Raw genomic sequence first — 23,938 nt, forward strand, 5'->3', positions numbered from 1 at the left:
CCTCGTTCTCTGCTCTTCCATCCTGTCACCATTTCGTCAAACTCATCTTAAAAAACGCTAAAACAGGCCAATCCGCTAGTCTTTTCCGTGTCGAATCCGCATAATATGGCAGTGTTTCGGTTCGAAGCGTTTAACGCGGGGGTAACATATTCGCCGAAATTTGACCGCAAGCTAACATTGGATTGACAGCCGCTTCATATGTTTGCGCTATGCTAGAAACAGATCAGACTTAGAAGAAGGAGGTGAATAACGTTGATCGTGTTCGATGTGATCGTGGACGGCAAAGTAAAGGAAACGCTCCGTCCCGTCAACCAGCGACTGAAAGAAATCCAGCTGTACGTCAAGTCCGAATCCGCTCGCTTAATCGAGAAATACGGCAGCAACGTCCAGTTAAACCGAAGAATGCTGTACAAATGAGGCCCCTGACGGAGGTCTTTTTTGTTCCTCCCGTCCCCCAAATATCGCATAAAAAAACACCCGCGCATGTCGCGCGGGTGCTGCTGCCGTTCCTGCTCGGAGCGCGGCTAGCTGCCCTCCGCTTCCGCCGTCCGTTCCTTGCAGAACGACAACAAGATCGCCACCTCTTCATCCTCGAGGTCGAAATCCAGATAACGGTCGGTCGACCGCTCGTGCAGATCGTATTTCACGATGGCCCCTTCTCCGTCTTGCTCCTTGTACACGACGCGCGCGTACACGCCTAGCTCATGATGCAGTTCGTCGTCATCGGGAATGTCGAGATTCAGGACGAATTCATACCGCGTGCCGGGCAAGATGCCGAACGGGTCTTTGACCAGCTCGGCCGAATACGATGATATGGTTAGCATAAGATGTCCCTCTCTGTCCCTGGAGGCAGGAACGCCGCGATGCGCGACCGCACCTCCGCTTGATTAAGCGCCTGGCCCAGGATGGAAATATAACCCTCGTCCTCCCGGGAGCGGATGAGCCGGCCGATGCCTTGGCGAAGACGAAGCAGCATGTACGGCATGTCCACCTCTTCGAAAGGATCGGCGGCGTCCGCGCGGCGCGAGGCGAACACGGCATCGTTCGGCGGGAACGGCAGCTCCCAGACGATGACGTGCGACAACGACGGCCCCGGAATATCGAGTCCCTCCCACAGCGTCACCGCGCACAGCACGCTATGCTCGTCCTGCTGGAAGGCCGAGATGAGCGAGCTGATCTCCGCGCTTCCTTCATAGAGGAAGCGATAACCTGCCGCATCCGGGTGCTGCCCGACCGACGTCTGGAATTGCCGCAACTGCTCCTCGGACGGGAATAGAATGAGCGCCCGTCCTTCCGTCAGCCGCAGCAGCTCCAAGGCGATCTTCGTCTTGTCCGTGTCGGGCTGGTCCGGCAGGAGCGCGGCTTTCATCTGCGCTTGATAGTCATACGGCGATTCAACGGAGAACGAGAGATAATCCCGAATGCCGAGCGTGCCGGCCATATAATCGAACGATCCGCCTACGGACATCGTGGCCGAAGAGAAGACGATCGGCATATTCCGGCTGAATACCCGCTCCTCCAGCACTTCCTTCACTTTCTTCGGCATGATCACGAGCGATAAGCCGTCGCGGTCTTCCTCCAGCCAGCTAATCAGCTGCTTGGGCTGCACGAACAGGCCAAGCGCCAGCTGGATCATCTCGATATGCTCCTCGACGATCGTCAGGTGATACGTATCCAGCGTGAACAGTCCGCTCTCGAAGACGAGCTCTTCTTCGATCTCCGCGAGCAGCGACCTGAACCGGTTCGCTTCCCGTAACAGCGCGTCCGTGATGACGACGTCCTTGCGGTTCGATCCGGTTACGCGGCGGCTGCTATTCTCCAACAGGTCGAACAATTTCTCGCTCTGCGCGATGGCATCCTCGACCGCGTACGCCAGCTTCTCCCGTACCTCGCCTTCCAGCAAACGGGTAATAATGCTCTCGAATACGGCATGCTTCAGCTTATAGGTCAGCGCGTTCTGCGCCGCCGTCTCCAGCAGATGGCCTTCGTCGAATACGACCGAGCTATGCTCCGGGAGCAGCGGCAGCTGACCCTCGCGCTTGCGCGCCTCGTACGTCCACACATGCTCCATGTAGAAGTCATGCGAGCAAATAATAATGTCGACCGCCTTGCGGAAATGCTCGCGCGAGATCGTCTGGCCGCATCGATGGCGCTGGCTGCAGACGAGGCAGTCCTGGAAGACGTCCCAGCCGATCTTGCGCCATTGTTCGTCGTTCAATTCCGGGAAATCTTTTCGGTTGCCGTACGGCAAGAACGTTTGCATCGAATCCGGCCGACGCACGAACGCGGGCAGGCTATCGTAGATGTCCCGGAACCGCTCCCCGTCTTCTTCATGCTCGAATCTCGCGCCATCCAGCTTGTTCAAGCAAATATATTGATCGGGCGACTTGCCCAGCCGCGCGTCGATCGTCAAGTTCAGGTGCCGCGCCAGCTTGGCGATGTCGCCCTCTTCCTTGACGAGCTGCTCGATCAGCGATTCATCCGCGCAGGCCACGATCGCCGGCTTGCGCGTGTATCGCGCGTACATGACGGCATAGAGCAAATAGACGAGCGTCTTGCCCGTGCCGACCCCCGCTTCCGCCAAAATCGTCTTCTTCTCGTTGTAGGCCCGCTCCAGCTGGAACGCCATGTAGATTTGTTCGTCGCGCACTTCGAACCCGGCTTCGGGCAGCTGCTCATAAAACACATCCGCAATCCAGTCGCTCGCTTGCTGCACGAACGGCTCTTTCGGATCAAAATCAAAAGGATAAGTACTCAATCAGGACGTGCCTCCGTCTCGTAGCATTGAAAACATTCCACCATTATACCGCAAAACGAGCGGACGGGAAAATGATGCCTTGAAGCGCCTTCTCCCGTCGCCGTTATTTCCGTCCGTAGTCCGCCTTGATTTCGCCCCATGCCGCCGTATTCCACTTGCGCACTTGCGCATGAGCGGGATGGCGCTGCAACCAATCGAGCGCTTCGTCGACCAATGTCCAAATCTCGCGGGTCGACGCATCGCGCGCCAGATTCGTGTTCACCGCGCGGTTCTTGACCCATAGCATCGCCGTCTGCGAATCGGTATAGACGATCTTGTCCAAGCCTTGCTCATGTATGAGCCGCAGTCCATGGACGATCGCGAGGAACTCGCCGAGATTGTTCGTCCCTTTGGCGATCGGCGGGTGCTCGAATAGAACGGCGCCCGTCACCGTGTCGACGACCTTGTATTCAACGATGCCCGGATTACCCTTGCTGCCGACGTCCACGGAGATGCTGTTCGCGATGATTTCTTCCTTGGATGCGGCAGCCCCCGCGCCGCGAGCCGCCGACGTCGCGGCTCGCTCGCTTGCTTCCCCGGCGTACGCCGCTTCGGCCTCGGCTTTCGACTCGAACGACTTGAAGCGCGCGCCCGAGAAGCCCGTCGTCTGTTTCTGGCAATCCGCCCAGGTCGTATAGATCCCGGGCTTGCGGCCCGCCCATACCACGTAATATTTCGATTTCGCCAATGGTTTCACCTCATTAAATATTGCAGGCATCCCGCCCGCTTTCATTCATCCTCAAAAAACTCTATTCCCGAATAGCGTCAGCAAATGGATCCGGCAAAGAGCAGGCACGATTCGCCGAAACGTTCCGCTTGTGCTAGTGTTCCGCGATCCACGCCCTATGAACCGCCGAAGCCCCGAAGTCTGACCGCATCGTTCCGATCAAGCGCGCATAACTATCCCTATAGCGTCTAATCTACTGCAAAAAGGAGAATGTCCGAGATGAGTATCAATCCCGCCCAAACGGCTCCCGTCCGATCTGAGCCTCTGACTTTCGTGCTTGTCCACGGCTCATGGGCCGATGCCGGCTTCTGGAACGGCGCGGCGGCCGCGCTGCGGCAGATGGGCCATACGGTCTATGCGCCGGAATTTCCCGGGCATGGAGGCGATCCGAACAAGAACGTCTCCCACGCGCAAATGAGCAAAGCCGTCGGCGATTACATCGCAGCCAAGCAGCTCAAAGATATCGTGCTGGTCGGGCACAGCTTCGGCGGTACTATCGTTCAGAAAACGGCCGAGCTTGTCCCGGATCGGCTCAAGCGGCTGGTGTTCTGGAACGCCTTCGTCCTGAACGACGGCCAATCGATGGCCGACGTCCTGCCCAAGCAAGCCGTCGACTTCTTCCTGCAGCTGGCTGCCGCCTCCTCGGACAACACGATCGCGCTGCCATTCCCTTACTTCCGAGATGCGTTCGTCAATACCGCGGACCTGCCGACGGCGCACTATATTCATCGCCACTCGCCGCCCGAGCCGGCTGCCCCGTTCCGCGAGCAATTGGATTTGAAGCGATTCTATGCGCTGCAAGTGCCGAAGAGTTATCTCTATCTGACGGAAGATAACGTTCTCCCGCAATTCGACGACACCGGCTGGCACCCGCATTTCTCAAGCAGGCTAGGCCAATTCCGGCTCATCAAAGGCCACGGCGATCATATGACGCCGGCGTATGTGCAGCCCGACAAGCTCGCGCGTCTGCTCGTCCAAGCCGGACGCGATTAGCGTGCATGCGACATCCTCGCGTATGCAATCATATACGCAGACAAAAACCGGCGGAACACGTGCTCCGTCCGGTTTTTGCTTGGTTACGACTTGTCGGATTTGGCGGCGAGCTCGATAATCATGATGACTAGAATCAGCAGTTGAATGAGCAGATCGGCACTCATGGCATTCCCTCCATGCGTTCGTCTTGCTCCTTCAGCCGGCCCTCTCCCATGCCGATGTCCAACTATAACGACTTACGTTTCCCGTACCATATCTATGCGCGGAATCGGCGTTTCATGACCGAAAGCGTTACTTATAGCCGATCTGCTCTCCGTTAATTCGCGTCCGCCGGATAGACGAGGCCGATCTGCCGGCGCGCTTCGTCCATCACTTCCATCGCCGCGAGCGAGCTGGCATGGCTGTTCACCTCGGATTCCAGCTTGCCCTGCGCGAGGAGGGAGACGAACTCTTGCACCTCGTACATCATGTTATCTTCGATTTGCGACCCGTCGGTGATATCCTCCACCCGGCCGTCCCGATAATGAATGCGGACTTGGCTTGGCTCGCTGATGTGGTTGATGACGATGCTGCCTTCCTCGCCTTGAATCTCCGATGGCACGTAGGAATTCGAAATTTTGGAATAACTCAGCACCGCATCCAGGTCGCCGTATTTCAATATCAGGCTGCCGTTGCCGTCGACGCCGGATTCGAGCATATACGCTTCCGCTTGAACCGCGTTCGGCTTGCCGAACAGCACGGCGGCCGGGTACACGCAATAGACCCCGATATCCATCAACGAGCCGTTGGACAGCTCGGGCTTGAACGCGTTCATGACCGTCCCCTGCTTGTAGGCGTCATAACGGGATGAATATTGACAGTAGCTCGCGAAGAAGCGGCGCACGCGCCCGATCTTGTGTAGATTGTTCCGAATGGCCGTAAAATTCGGCATTAACGTCGACTTCAGCGCCTCCATGAACAAGACGTCGTTGCGTTTGGCCGCCTCGATCATCTCGCGCAGCTCGCGCGCGTTGGATGCGGCCGGCTTCTCGCACAAGACATGCTTGCCATGCTCCATGCATGCCATCGCGTGGCCGGCATGATAGGCGTTAGGGCTTGCAACGTATACCGCGTCGATCGCATCGCTTTGAAGCATCTCGTCCAGGGACGTGAATCGGTGCTCGATGCCGAGCTTGTCCGCATATTCGTTCGCCCGCGCTTCCGTGCGCGAATAGACGGCCGCGATCTCCGCGCCTTCCGCCAGTCTTGCCGCTTTCACGAACTTCTCCGTAATCGTGTTGGTGCCGATAATGCCGAATCTAATCATCATATTCGCTCCTGTAGCTTGATTTGATAAGGTATGCTACCTATATTCCTTCAGAAAATCGACGGTTAATTCGAGCGCGCGTTCTAGATGCGGCGTCGTGCCGGCGAACGGATGAATCGCGCCGAACGTATGGTTCGCGCCTTCGATCAATAAGTGCCGCTGATGCGGGGCAGCCTGACGCAGCCGCTCCTGTCCGAGAACAAGCCGCTGCGCATCCCGATCGCCTTGGATCGTCAACACCGGCAGCGGCAAGCGCGCAATGGCCTTGACGATGTCGAACCGATCGCGGTTCTGATCCAGATCCTCGAAGAACGCCGCCGTAATCGGCATTTGCTGCTTCGTGCGCGCGTTCTCCACATAACCGATCCCTTCGAGAAGAACCTGCTCCCGGAATTCGTCGCCGAACAGATTCGCGTCGGCGATCCCGTTCCAACTCACGACCGCTTGGAAGGCCTCCGGATGGCTTGCCGCGAACATCAAGCTGTTGCCTCCGCCACGGCTGTGACCGATCAGCGCGGTCCGCGCCGCGTCCATCCGATCCGACAGCGGCAACTCGCCGGCTTGCCAGCGCTCGAGCAGCGCGGTCAAATCCGCCTGCTCCCGGCTGTATGTATTCCGTCCGAATTTGTGGAGCTCGTCGAAATCGGCATGACCGACCCCGTTGCAGCTGAAATTGAACGTCACGACCGCGAATCCGCTTCTCGCCAGCTGCTCGGCGGCGTAAGGGAAAAATCCCCAATCCTTGAAGCCTTTGAAACCATGGACGAGCAGCGCGACCGGTCTGCGTCCTTCTTCTCCGGACACGCGCACTTCGCCGCGCAGGGTCAAATCGTGCTCAAGAGGAAATTCGAACGGAGCCGTCTTGAGCGGCTGTTGCGCCATAGTCATCCTCCTTACCGCAAATCGTTTCTTACCGCGTTCACTATCTTACCAAAGTTTGATTGCGCGCGGGTAATCGAATTTGCCGGATCGCGCGGAAAACAAAAGAGCGGCCTCTGTCGAGGCGCGCTCTTCAATCGCGGAATTTACTTCACGGCTTCGGTTCCGGCTTGCCCGGTTCGTCTTGCTGCCACGAGATCGCGAACAGCGTCGTCCAAATCAGCATGAAGCCGATCAGCTGCGGGAACGAGATCATTTGGTGGAAGACGACCCAGTTAATAATGACGCCGACCATCGGGAAGCTGAGCTCGGCCAGCGTGGCGTAGGAGGCTTTTACCGTACTCAGTCCCTTATAGTAGAGCAGCATGCTGAACAGTCCGGGCAGCAGCGCCGAGAGAGCAAGGTTGATGACGAGCAGCGCCGTATCTCGCCCTTCGGCCGGCAGCGTCCAGGCTTGGCTCTGCGTCAGCGTAAGGACGAGCAACAACGGAAGCGCAAGCATGAACCGAAGCGACGTGACCGTCTCGTATGACATTTTGCCCAGCATATAGCGGCCCATCACGGTCGAACCGCCCCACAGCAGCGCGGCGCCGATCGAGAGCATGCTGCCGACTTGCATGAAGTCGGAGGCGCCGCTCTGCGGAAGCGAGAACCCGAAGGTCAGCAGATACGTGCCCAGCAGCGCGAGCACGAACAAGAAGCCGAACATGCGCGGCAGATGCTCCTTCAGCAGCCAGCGCGCGAGCAGAATAGCGAATAGCGGCTGAAGCTTCTGCAGCAGCAGGACCGCGTTCAGATCGCCGCTCGCCAGCCCCTTCGTGAACAGAATCGTGGCGATCGCCGAGCCGCCCCACGACACGAATAGCAGCGCGCCGACATGCGACAGCCGCAGTCCGTTAAGCTCGCCGCGGCGGCTCCATAAGACGGGGGCGGCGAAGAGGAACAGAATCGCGTGCTCCAGCAGAACGATCTGCGTGGAGGTCAAATGATCCAGCAGCAAAATGCGGAACAAAGGATCGACGCCCCATAGCGCGGCGCCGATGACGACGAGCCAGAACGCGGGCAGGCCGCGCTTGGTTCGCAATACAGGTGTTACCGATGCAGTACTCATGAATAATTACCCCTTCTGGACCCAGGGACATGAAGGAAGAAGGCCCCGTCTTGCGCGCCATGCGCAAAACGGGGCCAGTCAAATAAACCTGCGGAATAGAGGCGGTTCAAAAAGTCGCTTCTTTGAACACGCGCGTATAGAGACGAGTCCCTCGCAAATTTACAGCTGATCTTCTACCATCCGGACTATACCGTCGGCCTTGGATTCGCACCAAATCAGTCCCCAGCCCGCTGACGGGAAGAGGAGTCGCGGGCTTCTTTCCTCCATGTGAAAGTTACCGCCGGTCGGGAATTGCACCCTACCCCGAAGATCGATATTAGATTTTGTACATCCACTTCACTTTCTATAGTTTATTACTTTGTTTGCGAATTGTCTAGCCTATAATTCTGAGCGCGGCAGCGTGAATTACATAACGGCGCATGGACGCGACTTCCGGCGGTTGCCTGTTGCGCCGTTCGACGACCTTGCATATACGATGCCGCTAGCTAACAGATGATTCGGTTGTTAGCCTCCACGGAATACGTCTTCCGTCAAATCGGCGTTCACGCCCATCGCCGCCCGGCTGCCTTCCGCGGCGGCGATGACGAGCTGGGACGGCGAGACGACCGAAGAATCGCCGGCGGCATAGACTCCTCGGGCGCTCGTTCGACCGAACGCGTCGGTGACGATGGCGCCGTACGCGTTCATCTCGCAGCCCAGCTGCTCGCCGAAGTCGCTCTTCTGCGCGAATCTCGGCGTCACGAAGCCGCCTTCTCGCGCGATCGACGTCCCATCCTTGAACCGGACGCCTTCCAACTGCCCGTCTTTCCCCTCGAAGCCGGCGATCGGCTTCGTATGGACGACGATGCCTTTGCGGTGGAGCGCGATCTGCTGTTCGGCCGACAAATTCGTCTGCCAATTCGTGCAGACGATCAAATCTTTGCTCCAGTTATAGAGCAGCTTGGCCGTATGGAACGCGCCCGCGCTCTCAGACACGAGCACGAGCCGCTTGTCGCGCAGCTCCCAACCGTCGCAGTACGGGCAATTGAACAAGCTGCTGCCGTAGAAATCGCCGAAGCCCTCGATGTCCGGGAAGGACTCGGCGAGCCCCGTTGCGAGCAGAATTCGTCCGGCTTCGAATTGCGATCCGCTTGCGGTATGCAGCGCAAATCCCGAAGACGTCCGGCTCACGCGGACGACCTTCTGCCGCTCGGCGACGACCGAAGGATAACGGGCAAGCTCCTCGTTCGCGAGTCTTCGGAATTCGGCCGGCTGCACGCCGTCCCGGGTCAGAAAACCGTGCGAAGCCCGCGTCACCCGGTTGCGAGGCTGACCGTCGTCGAGCAGCAGCACCTCTCTTCTGGCGCGCCCGAGCACGAGCGCGGCGTTCAACCCGGCCGGCCCCCCGCCGAGAATCGCGCAATCATAACGCATCAATCTCTCCTCCTTCACTTGTCCGAACCCGTGCTCGCTATCTCCGCATTAAGATAAATATGGCAGCCGTGCCTATTTTCATTCCCCTTTGAGGAGATTTTCAACGGTTATTCGAATGCGCTAAAAAGGCGGTCGCCATCGTGAATGGCAACCGCCTGTCCTCTACTATGCTACTTCCCAGCGCTTGAGCACGATGACGGCGTTATGACCGCCGAATCCGAACGAATTCGACAAGCCAATTCGCAGATCGGCCTGTCGCGCCTCGTTCGGCACGACGTCCAGATCGCAATCGGGATCGGGCGTCTCTTGGTTGATCGTCGGCGGAATAATGCCTGTCCGCAAACTCTGCACGAGCGCGATCGCTTCCGCTCCTCCCGCGGCGCCGAGCATATGGCCGGTCATCGATTTGTTCGCGGTCACCGGGATGCGGTAGGCGGCTTCGCCGAACAAGCGTTTGATCGCCATCGTCTCGGAGCGGTCGCCCAATTCCGTGCTCGTCGCATGCGCGCTGATGACGTCTACTTCCTCCGGCCGGATGCCGGCTTCATGAATCGCTTCTCGCATGGCACGGTAGGCGCCTTCGCCATCCGGATGCGTGGCGACCATATGATAGGCGTCGGAGCTCGCCCCGTAGCCAATCACTTCGGCGAGTATCCGCGCTCCGCGTGCGCGGGCGTGCGTCAACGATTCCAGCACGAGTATGGCCGCGCCTTCGCCGAGGACGAACCCGTCGCGGCCGGCGTCGAACGGTCGGCTCGCCCGCTCCGGCTCGTCGTTGCGGGTTGACACGGCGGTCGCGTTCGCGAAACTTGCCGTTGCAATCTCGGAGACGGCCGCTTCAGAACCGCCGGCGAAGATGACGTCCGTTCTTCCGGATTGGATGCGGTGATACGCCTCCCCGATCGCCGTGTTGCCGATCGAGCAAGCCGTCACGGGCGCGAGCGTCGGACCGAGCGCGCCCAGCCGGATGCTAATCATGGCCGCCGCCATGTTCGCGATCATCATCGGCACGAGCGTCGGACTGACGCGGCCCGCGCCTCTGCCGAGCAGCGTCGCATGCTGCTCCGTCAGCGTTTGGATGCCGCCGATGCCCGATCCGACGTAGACCCCGAGACGCTCCTTGTCGATATGCGCGAGGTCCAGCTCGGCATGAGCCAACGCTTGATCGGCTGCCGCCAGCGCGAACTGGCAGAATCGATCCATCCGCCTCGCTTCCTTCGCCCCGAAGAGCGAAATCGCGTCGAAATCCCGCACGGTACCGGCAATCCTCGCCTTATGGCCCGTCGTATCGAACGACTCGATCGCGCGCACCCCCGACACGCCGCGTATTAGCTTGTCCCAATATTCATCCACGCTGTTGCCGAGCGGCGAAATAATGCCCATCCCTGTGATGACGACTCTTTCCATGCCCATCCATCCCCTTCCAGCCTCTTATGGATGTAATCTTGCCATCTATGTTATCCTATTACAAGTTGTTGTTTATCCTAGTATAAGCGCTACCAGCTTACGGCAAGAAAGAAGGGATCCGCATGCATCAACCAACCCGGCTGCAAGCGCTGTCGGCATTCTTGAAGGCGGCTCGCGCCCGCCTCACGCCCGAGACGGCAGGTCTTCCGGCCGGCTTGCGCAGACGCACGCCGGGCTTGCGGAGAGAGGAAGTGGCGCAGCTCGCCGGCGTCAGCTCCACCTGGTATACCTGGCTGGAGCAAGGGCGGGATATTCACGTATCGGCTTCCGTGCTGGACAGCGTCGCTGCCGCCCTCCGGCTCACGGACGACGAACGGAAATATATATACGCCCTTGCCTCGGATACCGGCGCAGGCGTCGCCAAGCTTACGGCAGACAATCCACGGCTGACGCCGTCCTTGCGCAAAATCATCGACGAGCTAAGGTATTGTCCCGCCATCATCTCGGACCGGAGATGCCAAATCGTCGGCTGGAATGCCGCGGCAGCCTACGTCTTCATGGACTTCGAACAAATTCCGGAGCATGAGCGCAACATGATCAAGCTGCTCTTCACCCGCCGCGAATTCCAGCGGTTAGCCGTGAATTGGGAGCAGTTCGCGGGCGGCTTCCTCGCCATGTTCCGCTCCTATTACGGCCAATACGTCGACGATGAATGGTATGAACACTTTCTGCGAGGCATGATGGACGATCACCCGGACTTCAGACGTCTTTGGGAACAAGCCCAAGTTAGCTACGCGCCGGAGGTGCTGCTCGAATTTCGACATGCCAAGGCGCGCAAGATGCTTTTCCAGCTAACCTCCCTGCAAGCGCACGGCGGCGGCGATCTGCGCTGCAGCATTTATACGCCCGCCCCCGAGTCGAACACGGAAGCGAAATTGAAGCAATTCATGGATGCGACGTCATAGCCGGCGCGACGCCGAATAAGGGACTTGGGATACCGCCGTCATTCTCGGCCGCCGTATCCCAAGTCCCTTCATCTCGTCTTGCGATTACGATTGACCTTCCGTCTCGCCGCCTGCGACTAGGTCCGCGCGCTGATCGAATGCGTCGCGCGCCTTTCGAACGAGCGGATAATGATCGATCGCCCAGGACTTCATATGCCGCAGCGGGACGAGCAGCGATCGCCCGAGCGGGGTCAACCGATATTCGACGCCCGGCGGAACCGTATCGTGAATGTCCCGTTCCAAGAGACCGTCGCGTTCCAACTGCCACAGCGTTTGCGTGAGCATCTTTTTGGATATGCCTTCGATTCTTCGCAGAAATTCGCCGTATCGGACATCGCCGCCCTCCATGGCATAGATGGCTAGAACCGCCCACTTGCTCCCGATAATTTCCAGCAACAATCTGTAGCCGCATTTCGCGATCGAAATATCCGGTTCCGCCGCTTTTCGCTTGCCCATCGCATCTCCCTCCGACGATCTGGATACTTTAAAGTGCCTACTTACTTTATTTTAGTTCGCAGATTAAAGTGTGTCTATACGGATAAACGAAGGAGAGATGTTCATGAAGAAGTATGAGCTTCACGGAGGATTTAGTCTGGACCATTTGCAATTGGCGGATCGACCTATTCCCGTGCCGGGACCGCATGAAGCGCTAATCCGGATACGCGCCGTGTCGCTGAATTATCGGGATTTGGGCGTCATTAGCGGTTTCTACGCGCCAGACTTGCCCCTCCCGTTCACCCCGGTCTCCGACGGCGTCGGCGAGGTCGTCGAAGTCGGCGCGAACGTCACCCGGTTTTAAACCGGAGACCGCGTGTGCGGCATATTCACCCAACAATGGTTGACGGGTCCCCCGCAGCGCCGTTACGCCGGGAGCACGCTTGGCAGTCCGCTGCCCGGGCTGCTAGCCGAGTATGTCGCGATCGACGAGAACGGACTGTCTCCGTACCGGAATATCTAACCGATCCGGAAGCGGCTGCCCTTCCCTGCGCGGGCGTGACGGCTTGGCATGCCATCGTGGAAGAAGGCCGCGTGAAAGCCGGCGACACGGTCGTCGTACAGGGCACCGGCGGCGTCCCACTCTTCGCGCTGCAGTTCGCGAAGCTGCATGGCGCGACGGTCATCGTCGCCTCCGGCAGCGACGAGAAGCTGGCGTGCGCCAAGGCGCTCGGCGCCGACCACGGGATTAACTACCGCTCGACCCCGAACTGGGAGGAGACCGTACGCGCGATAACCGGCGGCGAAGGCGCCGATCACGTGCTCGATGTCGGGGGCGCCGCGACGCTAGGCCGCTCCGTTAACGCCGTGCGAACCGGCGGACGGGTCAGCATCGTCGGCATATTGTCGGGCGCTCGGGCGAGCGATCTTGATCTGATTGCCGTGCTGCAGAAGAAGATCACCCTGCAAGGCATTAATGTCGGCAGCCGCGCGATGTTCGAAGCGATGAATCGTGCCCTTGCGGCCGGCCGAGTCCGTCCCGCGATCGACGGCGTCTATCCCTTCGAGGACGCCGTGAACGCGCTCCGCCGGTTGGAACAAGGCGCTCACTTCGGCAAAATCGTCATCGCCTTCTAACGTTGCCGCCCGCCATCTTTCGGCATCCAATATGCCAAAAGATGGTTTTTTTACATAGAAGGAAGTATATGATACTCGCTTATACTCCAGCCTCTATGTCTCTGGAACGTAACTCCCATCGCCGCTAACAGACGGCGATAACCGTTCCGCCTTGACATAGAGGAAAGTATAAGTTTCACGCCTATACTCCAGCCTCTATGTCTCCGGAACGTAACTCCCATCGCCGCTAACAGACGGCGATAACCGTTCCGCCTTGACATAGAGGAAAATATAAGTTTCACGCCTATACTCCAGCCTCTATGTCTCCGGAACGTAACTCCCATCGCCGCTAACAGACGGCGATAACCGTTCCGCCTTGACATAGAGGAAAGTATAAGTTTCACGCCTATACTCCAGCCTCTATGTCTCCGGAACGTAACTCCCATCGCCGCTAACAGACGGCGATAACCGTTCCGCCTTGTTTCCATCTGTTTTGATACGAATTGGAGCGGGTATATGGAGGATGGAGAGGTAATCATTCGGAACAATGCCTGATATTCACGCTTTTCTAATTGTTTTCTCACATATGCGGTTTATACTAGGCTCATAACTTCGGAAAAGGGATGGTGCCCAGATGGCGGAAATGAATCCTATGATCAATCGGCTGCGTTCGAAAATGGTTGATGTTGCGGAGAAGCACGGCATGAACCTGCTCCATCCCGAGGTTATTTATTGGAGCCAGCAGCTGGATTTGCTCATCGTGCAATCGATGCAAATGCCGAAAACCGCATGATCTGCCCTACATATGCCAAACATCCGAGAGCCGTGGAATAGCCAAGCGCCCCTTGCCGCTAATGCCCCGGTTCTTTTTGTTATGCCTGCCGCCAATTCAAATGTTGGCAACAGCGTTACTGACGAAACCTGGTTTTCCTTGAATTGAAGCTGTAAGCGTTCTCCATTAGGATGGAGTCATCCCCGTTATCTGATGCTAACGATGCGGGCGCGACGAAATAAAGGGAGGATTACCTGATGTCCAACACCGTACAACCACAAAAAGAAGGTGTCCGGGTGGCAGTACAACGATTCGGGCGCTTCCTCAGCGGAATGGTCATGCCGAACATCGGCGCGTTCATCGCTTGGGGACTCATCACGGCGCTCTTCATTCCGACCGGCTGGATTCCGAACGAAGAACTGGCCAAGCTTGTCGACCCGATGATCAAGTATCTGCTGCCGCTCTTGATCGGCTACACCGGCGGCACGATGATCCATGGGACGCGGGGCGGCGTCATCGGCGCCGTCGCGACGATGGGCGTCGTCATCGGCGCCGACATTCCGATGTTCCTGGGCGCGATGCTCGTCGGTCCCGGCGCGGCCTGGGTGCTGAAGCAATTCGACAAAGCGGTCGAAGGGAAAATCAAGTCCGGATTCGAAATGCTCGTCAACAACTTCTCGTCCGGCATCATCGGCGGCATTCTCGCCGTCATCGCGTTCAAGGCGATCGGCCCGATCGTTCAGGCGATCAGCAACGTGCTTGCCGACGGCGTCGAATTCCTGATCGACAACCACTTGCTCGCCTTCGCCAACGTGCTTATCGAGCCGGGCAAAATTCTGTTCCTTAACAATGCGATCAACCATGGCGTACTCAGCCCGATCGCGCTGGAACAGGCATCGGAAGTCGGCAAATCGATCATCTTCATGCTCGAGTCGAACCCGGGTCCGGGTCTTGGCATCTTGCTGGCGTACTGCATCTTCGGACGCGGTTCGGCCAAACAATCGGCGCCCGGCGCCGCGATCATCCACTTCTTCGGCGGGATTCACGAAATTTACTTCCCGTACGTGCTCATGAACCCGCGTCTTATTCTGGCGGCGATCGCGGGCGGCGTAGCCGGCACGGCGACGTTCTCCCTCTTCAATGCGGGTCTTGTCGCGCCGCCGTCGCCGGGCAGTATTTTCGCCTACATCGCGATGGCGCCTAAAGGCGGCATGTTCGCGATCTTCACCGGCGTTATCTCCGGCGCTCTCGTCTCCTTCATCGTCGCGGCGCTGCTGCTTAAGACGACCCGCAAGACCGAGCAAGACGACGAACTGGAGCAAGCTTCGGCCAAGATGAAGGAAATGAAGAGCGCGGGCATTGCCGCTCCTACGGCTTCGGCTGCAGGCGCAACCGCTGCCGCGGCATACGTCCCTTCCGCCGCCGGTCAGCGCGCCAAAGCGGACGTCAGCAAAATCGTCTTCTCCTGCGATGCCGGCATGGGATCGAGCGCCATGGGCGCGTCCATATTAAGGAAGAAGATCACGACCGCCGGCATTCCGGTCACCGTCGTGAACACGGCTATCAGCGACATCCCCGCCGACGCGGACATTGTCATCACGCATAAGACGCTGACCGACCGCGCGAAGCAGAAAGCGCCGAACGCCGAACACATCTCGATCGATAATTTCCTGAAAAGTCCGGAGTACGACGACCTCGTCAAACGGTTGTCGTAACGTACGCCTCTGTAACGCTGACGCCGCTGGCATCGGCGTTACAGCTCTTTTATTCCAAGACGTAGGATGATGCCCATGAAAATGTCGAACCGGCAGCGCCAAATCGCGGCGCTGCTTACGAACCGGCCGGACGGCATCACCGTCGCGGAAATCGCGGAATCCGTCCGCGTAAGCGCGAGAACCGTCCACCGCGAGCTGCAGGATATCGAGACCGCCTTGTCCGGAGCCGGCATCGCCCTGCTGCGCAAATCCGGCTCCGGACTTGCGCTAGACGCCGAACCCGAGAAACTGGACGCGTTCCGCCGCACGCTCAAGCATGCGGATGCGGCCGGCCTCGGACATAGCGCGCAAGAACGCAAAGTACTGACGATACTACGGCTCATCGAAGAATCCGAACCGACGAAGCTGTTTGCGCTCGCGCATGAACTGCAAGCGGCGATTCCGACGATCAGCCACGATCTGGACGAATGGGAATCGCTATTAACCGGATCGGGTCTCGCGCTTGAGCGGCGCCGCGGCTACGGCGTCGAGCTTCAAGGCAGCGAACGGGCCATCCGGCGGTTCATCTTCCGGCTGGCCCGCCAATTTCTCGACCCGGCGGATTTGTTCGAACCAGCCGATGACGCCGGACATTCGCCGATTCGCGACCGGTTGCTGGAGATGATCGGGCTCGAAGGCTTCTTCCGCGTCGAGAAAGCGCTATGGCGGCTGGAGGAGCAGCACAGAACGAAGCTTTCCGAAGAGTCGTACACGCTTCTTGTCCTCCGCCTCGCGATCGCCCTCTCCCGTTATCTCGGCGGCCGCATCGTCGATGCGATGCCGGCGGAACCGACGCCGCGCGATGCCGAACGGGCGCAAGCGTACGCGCGCTTCCTGGACGCCGATTTGCCGGAGCGCGAGCTGGCGTATGCGGCTCACTTGCTATCCGGTTGGGACGCGTCCGAGCAAGTTCCGGTCGCCGAGCACTTCCCGCAGATCGAGATCGTCGTAGAGCTCGTCGCAGAGGTGGAGAACCTGCTCGGTGCCTCGCTAATGCGCGACCGCTCGCTCATCGAAGGTCTCCTACATCATATGGAGCCCGTCCTGCAGCGAATCCGGGAAGGACAGCAAATTCGCAACCCGCTGCTGCTTCAGATTAAACGGGATTACGCCGAGCTGTACGAGGCCGTTCGCGAAGCAGCGGCACGGAAGCTGAGCGGTTACGAGCTTCCCGAAGAAGAAATCGGCTTCCTGACGATGCATTTTGGCGCGGCGCTGGAGCGCGCCAATCTATTGACCGTTCCCGTACGCGCCCTTCTCGTCTGCACGAGCGGCATCGGCTCGTCCAAGATGTTGGCGGTCCGCATCACGAAGGAACTGCCGCAAATCGAACTGATCGGGCGGGTGTCCTGGTTCGAAGCCGTCCGGACTCCGCCGTCGGATTACGATCTCATTATCTCGACCGTTGATTTGCCCATTAAGCCGGAGCGTTACATTAAATTAAGTCCCCTCCTCACGGCGGAGGAGACGGAACGGCTTCGGAAGTTCGTCCATAATCTGGCGGCATCCCCTGCCGTCGCTCGGGATGAAACTAGCCTTGCCAAGCCGTCCGCCGCGCCTTCGGAGCTGAATGCCATCGCCCGATTGGCCGGGCTTCGCGATCACGCGCTCGAGGCGCACGCGCTGATCGAGCGGTTCGACGCCATCTCGCTGACATGGCCGCTCGGCACCGAATTCGAGACGATTCTGCACGCCATCTGCGGCTACGCGTTCGACATCGGCGCGTTGACCGACACGGCGCCGGTAGTCGACGGACTTCTCGAGCGGGAGCGGCACGGCAGCCAGCTCATTCCCGACACCGAGCTCGCCCTCGTGCATACCCGCAGCGACGCCGTCCGCTTCCCGCTCCTGCTCCTGTTCCGGCTCGACCATCCGGTCGCGCTCTCGGGCGGCGCAGGCGCGCGACAGCTTCTGCTCATGCTCGCGCCGATCGAGTTGTCGAAGTCCGCGCTTGCCATCTTAAGCGAAATTAGCGCCCTGCTGCTCCTGCCGGAAACGATGGCGCTGCTGGAAGACGGCGATACAGAACAGATACGCGTCTTTCTTGCCGGCGAGCTGGAGCACGTCATTAAATCAAAAATGGATTGGAGAGTTTAACCATGCCTATTCTATCGACCGATAAAGTAAAATTAAATGCCGTTGCGAACGACAAATACGAAGCGATCCGCCTTGCCGGCGAGCTGCTCGTCCAAGCGGGCCACGTGCCGGCCGAGTACGTGGAGAAAATGATCGAGCGCGAGAACGCCCTCTCCACCTATATGGGCGGAGGACTTGCGATCCCGCATGGCACGAACGAAGCGAAAACCTTGATCCGCTCGACCGGTTTGTCGATTGTCGTGCTTCCCGAAGGCGTCGATTTCGGCGAAGGCGAACCGGCGAACTTGGTTATCGGGATCGCCGCCGCCGGGGACGATCATCTGGAGCTCCTGACCAACGTGGCCATGCTCGTCTCCGATGACGAGAACATGGCCCGGATTCTGAACGCCGCTTCCGCGGAAGAGCTGATCGCGATCTTCGAGAGGGGGATGGAAGGATGAAGGCCGTTCATTTCGGCGCCGGCAATATCGGTCGTGGCTTCATCGGCCTCCTTCTCACCCGTGCCGGCTATGAGGTCGTCTTCTCCGACGTGAACGACGCGCTCGTGAACGCCCTTAAATCCAAGCGTGCTTATACGGTGTCGCTGGCGGATGGCAGCGATGAGCTAATCCGCGTAGAAGGCGTCGATGCGATCGACGGCAAGGACGCGCGGCTCGTCGCCGAGACGGTAGCCAATGCCGATCTGGTCACGACCGCCGTCGGCGTCCACATTCTGAAGCATATCGCGGGCGCTCTCGCGCAAGGCATCGCGCTTCGCCTTCAAGCCGAACAGCCCGCGCCGCTTCACGTGATCGCCTGTGAGAACGCGATCGGCGGAAGCACCCAGCTGAAGGAGCTGGTGCTCGGACATCTCCCGGGCGAGCTGCATGTGGCATTCGAACGATACATTGCCTTCCCCGACGCCGCCGTCGACCGCATCGTGCCGATTCAGCACCATGACGATCCGCTGCATGTGACCGTCGAGCCATTCTATGAATGGGTCGTCGACCGCTCTGCCATGCTGCCGGGCTTCTCCGACATTGCCGGCGTTCATTACGTGGATGGCTTGGAGCCTTACATTGAACGGAAGCTGTTCACGGTCAATACGGGACATTGCACCGCCGCTTACCACGGCTACCTAGCCGGATGCCGAACGATCCAAGAAGCGATGGCAGCCGAGACGGTAACCGCCAAAGTACGCGGCGTGCTCGATGAGACCGGCGCGGTGCTCATTCGCAAGTATGGCTTCCCTGCGGACGAACACGCCCGATACATCGACAAAATCCTGAGCCGGTTCACGAATCCGCATCTGAGCGATGAAGTCGAGCGCGTCGGCCGTTCGCCGATCCGGAAGCTGTCGCCGAACGATCGGTTGGTCCGCCCTGCCCTGCTCGCCTTGGAGAACGGCTTGGGTTACGCGCAGCTTGCCGCCGCCATGGCCGCCGCGCTGCGATTCGATTACGCGGACGACCCCGAGGCTGCCGAACTTCAGCAGTCGCTGCAGGCCGAAGGCTTGTCGGCGACGATCGAACGCTATACCGGCCTCGCGGAAGAACATCCGATTCATGCCGAAGTCATCCGCCATTATGAATCCATGCGCCCTCGGGAGCAAGCCTAACCGAAGAGAAGGAGGTATACGCCATGAGTCATAACCTTACTGGAATCGCCGCCTCGCCCGGTTACGCGATTGCCCCCATCGTCACCTTGAAACCCGCCCGCCCTGCTCCGCTGCGCGAGCACGTGGCCGACCCACGAGCGGAGCAAGCCCGGTTCGCGGCGGCAATCGAACAGTCGAGAACCGAGCTCGAACAGATTCGACAGCTGACCGAGCAACGACTCGGCGCGGAGAAAGCCGAGATTTTCGAAGGTCATCTGATGCTCCTGGAAGACCCCGAGCTCATCGACGCGACGAACGACAAGATCGCCGAGGAGGCGGTGAACGCCGAATACGCGCTTCGCGAAGTCGCAGGTACGTTCATCGCGATGCTTGAATCGATGGACAACGAGCTCCTGCGCGAACGCGCGGTCGATATTCGCGACATCGCTTCCCGCGTGACCAGCCATCTGCTCGGCGAACCGCACCAGGATTTGTCGACCCTGGCTGAAACCTGCATTATTGTCGCCGAGGATCTGACGCCATCGGACACGGCGCAGCTCAATCTCGAGGCGGTGCAAGGATTCGTGACCGTCGTCGGCAGCCGCACCTCCCACTCCGCCATCATGGCCCGTTCCTTGGACGTGCCGGCCATCGTCGGGATCGGCGAATCGCTGCTTGGCCTGCCGACCGGCACGCTCGTCGTCATGGATGCGCTGGAAGGCCGCGTAATCGTGAATCCAACGGACGAAGAATTGGCCGAATACGGGACGAGGAAGCAGCGGTACGACGAGCGCAAGACCACCCTTACCCGGCTGAAAGAGCAGCCGACCGCTTCGCTTGACGGCGCGCGCGTCGAATTGGCCGCCAACATCGGCCGCGTCGAGGATGTCGCCAAAGCGCTGGTGAACGGCGCCGAAGGCATAGGCCTATTCCGCACCGAGTTCCTCTATATGGGGCGCGATTCGCTGCCGAGCGAAGAGGAGCAGATGAATAGCTATAGGGTCGTACTGGAGAAAATGGAAGGCAAGCCCGTCGTCATCCGGACGCTCGATATCGGCGGGGATAAGGAGTTGCCGTACTTGAATTTGCCGAAGGAAAGCAACCCCTTCCTCGGCCTGCGGGCGCTCCGCTTCTGCCTGAAGCGCGAGGACCTGTTCCGGACCCAGCTTCGGGCGCTCCTGCGAGCGAGCCGCTTCGGTAATCTCAAGATCATGTTCCCGATGATCGCCGTGCTGGACGAATTGCTGGAAGCGAAACGCGTCTTGGCCGAAGAGCGCGCCAAGCTCGAAGCGGAAGGCGTCGAGCTTGGCGCCCATATCGAAGTCGGCATGATGATCGAAGTGCCTTCCGCCGCGGTCGCTGCCGATCTATTCGCCAAGGAAGTCGACTTCTTCAGCATCGGTACGAACGATCTCATTCAATATACGATGGCCGCCGACCGCATGAACGAATCGGTCGCTTACCTATATCAACCTTGTCATCCGACGATTCTACGCCTCGTCAACATGGTCATCCGCGCCGCGGAACGCGAAGGCAAGTGGGTCGGCATGTGCGGCGAGATGGCCGGCGACCCGTCGGCCGTTCCTCTCCTGCTCGGACTGGGTCTCCACGAATTCAGCATGAGCGCGGGATCCGTATTGCCGACGCGCGAACTGATCGCGGGATTATCCAAGCACGAATGGTCGCGTCTGGCCGAACAAGCGCTGACGATGCGCTCGCAGGAAGACGTCCTGCAATTTGTCCAACACCAGCTTAAAGGAGCGAATTAACTATGCTTACGCAAACGTTCACCGTGATCAACCCGACCGGCTTCCATGTCCGGCCGGCCAAAACGTTCGTCCAGGCCGCCAACGGCTTTCCCTGCAAAGTCACTTTGCTGAACAAAGGCAAAAAAGCGAACGGCAAAAGCTCGATCGGCCTCTTGACGCTCGGCATCGCCCAGCACGACGAGGTAACGCTCGAGATCGACGGCGAGCAAGAAGAGCAAGCGATGGAAGCGCTCGGCGCCCTGTTAACCCAAATGTACGAATAATCGTCCTCATAGCGCATGTATGCTCTCCTTCGCGCACAACGAAAAAAGTACGCGGCCGTCATAGGCTGCGTACTTTTTTCGTCACTCCCATTTTACCTTGCCCAATATGTCAAAGAAAAAGCGGACGCACCGCGCGCCCGCTCTTCCTCTTGCCAACTATTGGTTACCCGCTGAGCTTGTTCACGATCTTCAAGACCGCGTCCCGCGTCAGCTTGTTGCCGCCGCCCGAGATGAGCTTGACGGTCGCGTGCGCGAGCGCCAACGGGATTTTGCAGAACGCCTTCGCCTGCCCTTCCTTCAGCTCGGCCAAATAGGCGTCGGCTTCCTTCAAATTACGGCGCGTGTAGGCGAGCATCTCGTCCATGCCCCAGCCCTTCGGGAAGAAGCTGACGCCGCGCGTGCCGTCTTCCGCCTTGTTGCGAAGAATGTTGACCGCCTGCAGGCCGCGTCCGAAGGCTACCGCCCGGCCCCGGTCGGATTGCGTGCCGTCGTTCCACAGCCATAGCTCCGACAGCATCTCGCCGACCATGCCGGCGACGCTGTATGTATAACGGTCCAGATCCTCTTCCGTATCGATGATCCACTTCTTGTCCACCCAATACGCCATCTCGTCGGACATTTTCGCGGTATAGCGATACACCGTCGGTGCGATATCCGACGGACATAGACCGGCCCATTCGTGCAGCTGCCAGCTGACTTCCGGCAGATCATGCTTGTAAGGCGCCAGCACGTCCCGCGCGCGCGCGAGGGGCTCGTCGGAGCGGAACGAGTCGCGGACGTCCTGCAGCAGTTTGATTTTCAATTCGTCGTCCAAGTCGGTATGGTCTTCGATCTCGTCGATCGCCCGCATGCACAGATAGCCGGAAGCGACCGCCTCCTGCAGCTGGCCTTCCAAACGGCTGATCGGGATGAAGAAGGTGCGGCTCGTCTTCTTTAACATCGTCATGGCATCTTGATGGATCATAGTCGTAATAGGTGTTCCCTCCAAAGTCAACAAGTGTGCAGCGGCAAATGAATCATGATATCGGATAAAGGCATCTCCGCGCTAAAACATTCATATGGTACGATTTTCTCACATTAGACAAGCCGATGCAACTTTGCGGAGCACGTGTTATTACCCTTTTCCACGGTGCCGGACGCATGCATGAGAGCGGAATTTTGTGGCCATCTTACAAAGAAAGGAGCTGATTCCCATCTCTTACAAACGGCATATCGAAAGCGGCAAAATATCGGTCGAGGTCAACGAGCGCGACAGTCGCTCGGCCAAGGAAGAAGCCGCGCAGTTCGTCAAGCGCAAGGCGCTCGACAATATTACCGAAGAGTTCGGCAGCGAAGTGTTGGCCAACGAAGAGTCGGACGTATCGCTGAGCAACGTGGACATCCATTTCAACGAAGAAATCATCTCCCATGAGGAAGGCGTCTTCAAGAAACGGATCATCGACAGCCGCAAAATGACCGCCGAGGCGGAAGCCGACATTACGATCGACGATTAGTCGCCGCGAGCACTGGCCGGTGAGCTAGTGCCGCCGATAGCAAACGAATCCCAGCCTGCCGCTCCTACTGCGGTCAGGCTCATTCGCGCGTCAAAAATTATTCAGAAACGTCCGGTGGTACGCATTCCGATATTGCGACGGCGTCATCCGCTCATACTGCCGGAATAGCCGCATGAAATACTTCTCGTCCTGGAACCCGGACGCGCGCGCGATCTCCCCGATCGACTGGTCGGTGCGCGTCAACAGCTCCTTCGCTTTGCCGAGACGAACCTTGTGGATGAATGCGAGCGGCCCTTCGCCCGTATGCTTCTTGAACAGCCGCGTCAGGTAATCCTTGTTATAGTTGAATCGCTCCGCGATGTCCGAAGCGGCCAGCGGCGAGCTCGCGTGGATGCGCGTCCATTCCGCGATGGTGGCGAACTGCAAATTGCCCCGCTCGGCCTTGGCCGCTCCGCTCTCGAAGCGATGCAGCGCATGCTCCGAAATCTCGATCAGCAGCGACGTGAGCAAATAATCGGCCGCCTGCTTCGTCATGTAGTTCGAGTTGGCGACATGGAGGAGCTGCTTGACCAAGATCGGCACGCGCTCGGCCTGCATCCCCCGCATGAATTGCGGCAGGAACAGCCGATCGGACGCCCACGCCCGCTGCGGTCGGTGCAGCAGCTCCTCCGCCTCTTGCTTCCATCGCTCTTCCGAGAGCGTCTCCATCTCCTCCGCGTCAAAATGAATCCACCAAAACTTCACGCCCGGCCGGGATAACCGGTAACCGCCGTGCGTCCTGCCCGGCCATAGCAGCAGCAGATCGCCAGGCCCGACGTCGAACGTGCTCGCTTCCTCTCGAATGTACGCCGTCTCCTCGATGCCGATGATCAATTCATAATTCCCTATTGCGCGCTCCATGTGCTTCCACTCGGTCTCCGACAGGAACTCGCCGGCTGCATGGAATCGGACCGGCTGCGCGAGCGGGATCGTCAATCCTTTCATCCCCTGCCCCTTCTGGTCGGATTTGTCCACTATTGGTCTTGT

General features: G+C 59.0%; 25 protein-coding genes and 1 riboswitch. Of the genes, 14 read left to right on the forward strand and 11 right to left on the reverse strand.

Annotated elements, in window-relative coordinates:
• The first annotated feature begins 252 nt into the window (after positions 1-252).
• On the forward strand, positions 253-417 hold the full coding sequence (locus tag BCM02_RS03610) for a mechanosensitive ion channel protein MscL (RefSeq protein ID WP_148927659.1): 165 nt from the start codon (positions 253-255) through the stop codon (positions 415-417).
• A gap of 107 nt (positions 418-524) precedes the next feature.
• Here BCM02_RS03610 and BCM02_RS03615 read toward each other — a convergent pair whose 3' ends face one another.
• The 3 genes from BCM02_RS03615 to rnhA form a co-directional block, all read right to left on the reverse strand.
• Positions 525-824 carry a DUF6509 family protein gene (locus BCM02_RS03615; RefSeq protein WP_148927660.1) on the reverse strand — a complete coding sequence of 100 codons (300 nt, stop codon included), beginning with the start codon at positions 822-824 and terminating at the stop codon, positions 525-527.
• Complete coding sequence (locus BCM02_RS03620; protein WP_148927661.1) at positions 818-2,758, reverse strand: ATP-dependent DNA helicase; 1,941 nt, start codon at positions 2,756-2,758, stop codon at positions 818-820. The genes BCM02_RS03615 and BCM02_RS03620 overlap by 7 nt, the downstream gene beginning before the upstream one ends.
• A gap of 103 nt (positions 2,759-2,861) precedes the next feature.
• Complete coding sequence (rnhA, locus tag BCM02_RS03625; RefSeq protein WP_148927662.1) at positions 2,862-3,485, reverse strand: ribonuclease H; 624 nt, start codon at positions 3,483-3,485, stop codon at positions 2,862-2,864.
• A gap of 258 nt (positions 3,486-3,743) precedes the next feature.
• Here rnhA and BCM02_RS03630 point away from each other — a divergent pair, with 258 nt between their 5' ends.
• Positions 3,744-4,517, forward strand: coding sequence for an alpha/beta hydrolase (locus BCM02_RS03630; protein ID WP_246183175.1), 774 nt, complete (start codon positions 3,744-3,746; stop codon positions 4,515-4,517).
• Between the two features lie 316 nt (positions 4,518-4,833).
• Here the strand turns inward: BCM02_RS03630 and BCM02_RS03635 are convergent, their stop codons facing one another.
• The 5 genes from BCM02_RS03635 to fabF form a co-directional block, all read right to left on the reverse strand.
• Complete coding sequence (locus tag BCM02_RS03635) at positions 4,834-5,823, reverse strand: Gfo/Idh/MocA family protein (RefSeq protein WP_148927959.1); 990 nt, start codon at positions 5,821-5,823, stop codon at positions 4,834-4,836.
• A 36-nt stretch (positions 5,824-5,859) separates the two neighbouring features.
• Positions 5,860-6,705: an alpha/beta hydrolase family protein gene (locus BCM02_RS03640; protein WP_342791295.1), complete on the reverse strand. Its 846-nt coding sequence runs from the start codon at positions 6,703-6,705 to the stop codon at positions 5,860-5,862.
• 148 nt (positions 6,706-6,853) lie between these two features.
• Positions 6,854-7,813, reverse strand: a complete 960-nt coding sequence (locus BCM02_RS03645) for a DMT family transporter (RefSeq protein ID WP_148927665.1) — start codon at positions 7,811-7,813, stop codon at positions 6,854-6,856.
• Between the two features lie 164 nt (positions 7,814-7,977).
• Positions 7,978-8,128, reverse strand: a riboswitch (FMN riboswitch).
• Between the two features lie 189 nt (positions 8,129-8,317).
• Entirely contained in the window at positions 8,318-9,226 is a 909-nt protein-coding gene (locus tag BCM02_RS03650; RefSeq protein WP_148927666.1) for an NAD(P)/FAD-dependent oxidoreductase, read from the reverse strand.
• 165 nt (positions 9,227-9,391) lie between these two features.
• Positions 9,392-10,633 (reverse strand): beta-ketoacyl-ACP synthase II, encoded by a 1,242-nt coding sequence (gene fabF, locus BCM02_RS03655; protein WP_148927667.1) that lies wholly within the window; start codon positions 10,631-10,633, stop codon positions 9,392-9,394.
• A gap of 122 nt (positions 10,634-10,755) precedes the next feature.
• Here fabF and BCM02_RS03660 point away from each other — a divergent pair, with 122 nt between their 5' ends.
• On the forward strand, positions 10,756-11,598 hold the full coding sequence (locus tag BCM02_RS03660; RefSeq protein WP_148927668.1) for a helix-turn-helix transcriptional regulator: 843 nt from the start codon (positions 10,756-10,758) through the stop codon (positions 11,596-11,598).
• An 84-nt stretch (positions 11,599-11,682) separates the two neighbouring features.
• Here BCM02_RS03660 and BCM02_RS03665 read toward each other — a convergent pair whose 3' ends face one another.
• Positions 11,683-12,093 (reverse strand): winged helix-turn-helix transcriptional regulator, encoded by a 411-nt coding sequence (locus BCM02_RS03665; protein WP_148927669.1) that lies wholly within the window; start codon positions 12,091-12,093, stop codon positions 11,683-11,685.
• Positions 12,094-12,196: 103 nt separating this feature from the next.
• On the opposite strand from BCM02_RS03665, the gene BCM02_RS35805 reads away from it, so the two are divergent.
• The 10 genes from BCM02_RS35805 to BCM02_RS03705 all read left to right on the forward strand — a co-directional run bounded on the left by BCM02_RS35805 (position 12,197) and on the right by BCM02_RS03705 (position 21,419).
• Entirely contained in the window at positions 12,197-12,436 is a 240-nt protein-coding gene (locus BCM02_RS35805; protein WP_246183176.1) for an alcohol dehydrogenase catalytic domain-containing protein, read from the forward strand.
• Positions 12,437-12,448: 12 nt separating this feature from the next.
• On the forward strand, positions 12,449-12,595 hold the full coding sequence (locus BCM02_RS35810) for a hypothetical protein (protein WP_246183177.1): 147 nt from the start codon (positions 12,449-12,451) through the stop codon (positions 12,593-12,595).
• A gap of 35 nt (positions 12,596-12,630) precedes the next feature.
• Complete coding sequence (locus BCM02_RS35815; RefSeq protein ID WP_246183178.1) at positions 12,631-13,209, forward strand: zinc-dependent alcohol dehydrogenase family protein; 579 nt, start codon at positions 12,631-12,633, stop codon at positions 13,207-13,209.
• Positions 13,210-13,822: 613 nt separating this feature from the next.
• Entirely contained in the window at positions 13,823-13,981 is a 159-nt protein-coding gene (locus BCM02_RS03675; protein WP_148927670.1) for an aspartyl-phosphate phosphatase Spo0E family protein, read from the forward strand.
• 236 nt (positions 13,982-14,217) lie between these two features.
• Entirely contained in the window at positions 14,218-15,675 is a 1,458-nt protein-coding gene (locus BCM02_RS03680) for a PTS mannitol transporter subunit IIBC (protein ID WP_148927671.1), read from the forward strand.
• Positions 15,676-15,750: 75 nt separating this feature from the next.
• Complete coding sequence (locus BCM02_RS03685) at positions 15,751-17,811, forward strand: BglG family transcription antiterminator (RefSeq protein ID WP_187434006.1); 2,061 nt, start codon at positions 15,751-15,753, stop codon at positions 17,809-17,811.
• A 2-nt stretch (positions 17,812-17,813) separates the two neighbouring features.
• Positions 17,814-18,251, forward strand: a complete 438-nt coding sequence (locus tag BCM02_RS03690) for a PTS mannitol transporter subunit IIA (protein ID WP_148927673.1) — start codon at positions 17,814-17,816, stop codon at positions 18,249-18,251.
• Positions 18,248-19,408, forward strand: a complete 1,161-nt coding sequence (locus tag BCM02_RS03695; protein WP_148927674.1) for a mannitol-1-phosphate 5-dehydrogenase — start codon at positions 18,248-18,250, stop codon at positions 19,406-19,408. Before BCM02_RS03690 ends, BCM02_RS03695 begins: the two co-directional genes overlap by 4 nt.
• Before the next feature lie 23 nt (positions 19,409-19,431).
• A complete protein-coding gene (ptsP, locus tag BCM02_RS03700; RefSeq protein WP_148927675.1) occupies positions 19,432-21,156 on the forward strand; it encodes a phosphoenolpyruvate--protein phosphotransferase in 1,725 nt (574 codons plus the stop codon).
• Positions 21,157-21,158: 2 nt separating this feature from the next.
• Positions 21,159-21,419, forward strand: a complete 261-nt coding sequence (locus BCM02_RS03705) for an HPr family phosphocarrier protein (RefSeq protein WP_148927676.1) — start codon at positions 21,159-21,161, stop codon at positions 21,417-21,419.
• Between the two features lie 163 nt (positions 21,420-21,582).
• Here BCM02_RS03705 and BCM02_RS03710 read toward each other — a convergent pair whose 3' ends face one another.
• Complete coding sequence (locus tag BCM02_RS03710) at positions 21,583-22,365, reverse strand: squalene/phytoene synthase family protein (RefSeq protein WP_148927960.1); 783 nt, start codon at positions 22,363-22,365, stop codon at positions 21,583-21,585.
• A 214-nt stretch (positions 22,366-22,579) separates the two neighbouring features.
• On the opposite strand from BCM02_RS03710, the gene BCM02_RS03715 reads away from it, so the two are divergent.
• Entirely contained in the window at positions 22,580-22,912 is a 333-nt protein-coding gene (locus BCM02_RS03715; protein ID WP_148927677.1) for a hypothetical protein, read from the forward strand.
• Between the two features lie 90 nt (positions 22,913-23,002).
• Here BCM02_RS03715 and BCM02_RS03720 read toward each other — a convergent pair whose 3' ends face one another.
• Positions 23,003-23,896 (reverse strand): helix-turn-helix transcriptional regulator, encoded by an 894-nt coding sequence (locus tag BCM02_RS03720; protein ID WP_148927678.1) that lies wholly within the window; start codon positions 23,894-23,896, stop codon positions 23,003-23,005.
• Between the last annotated feature and the right edge of the window lie 42 nt (positions 23,897-23,938).

The sequence above is a fragment of the Paenibacillus methanolicus genome, from assembly GCF_008124765.1.
Taxonomy (GTDB): domain Bacteria; phylum Bacillota; class Bacilli; order Paenibacillales; family Paenibacillaceae; genus Paenibacillus_Z; species Paenibacillus_Z methanolicus.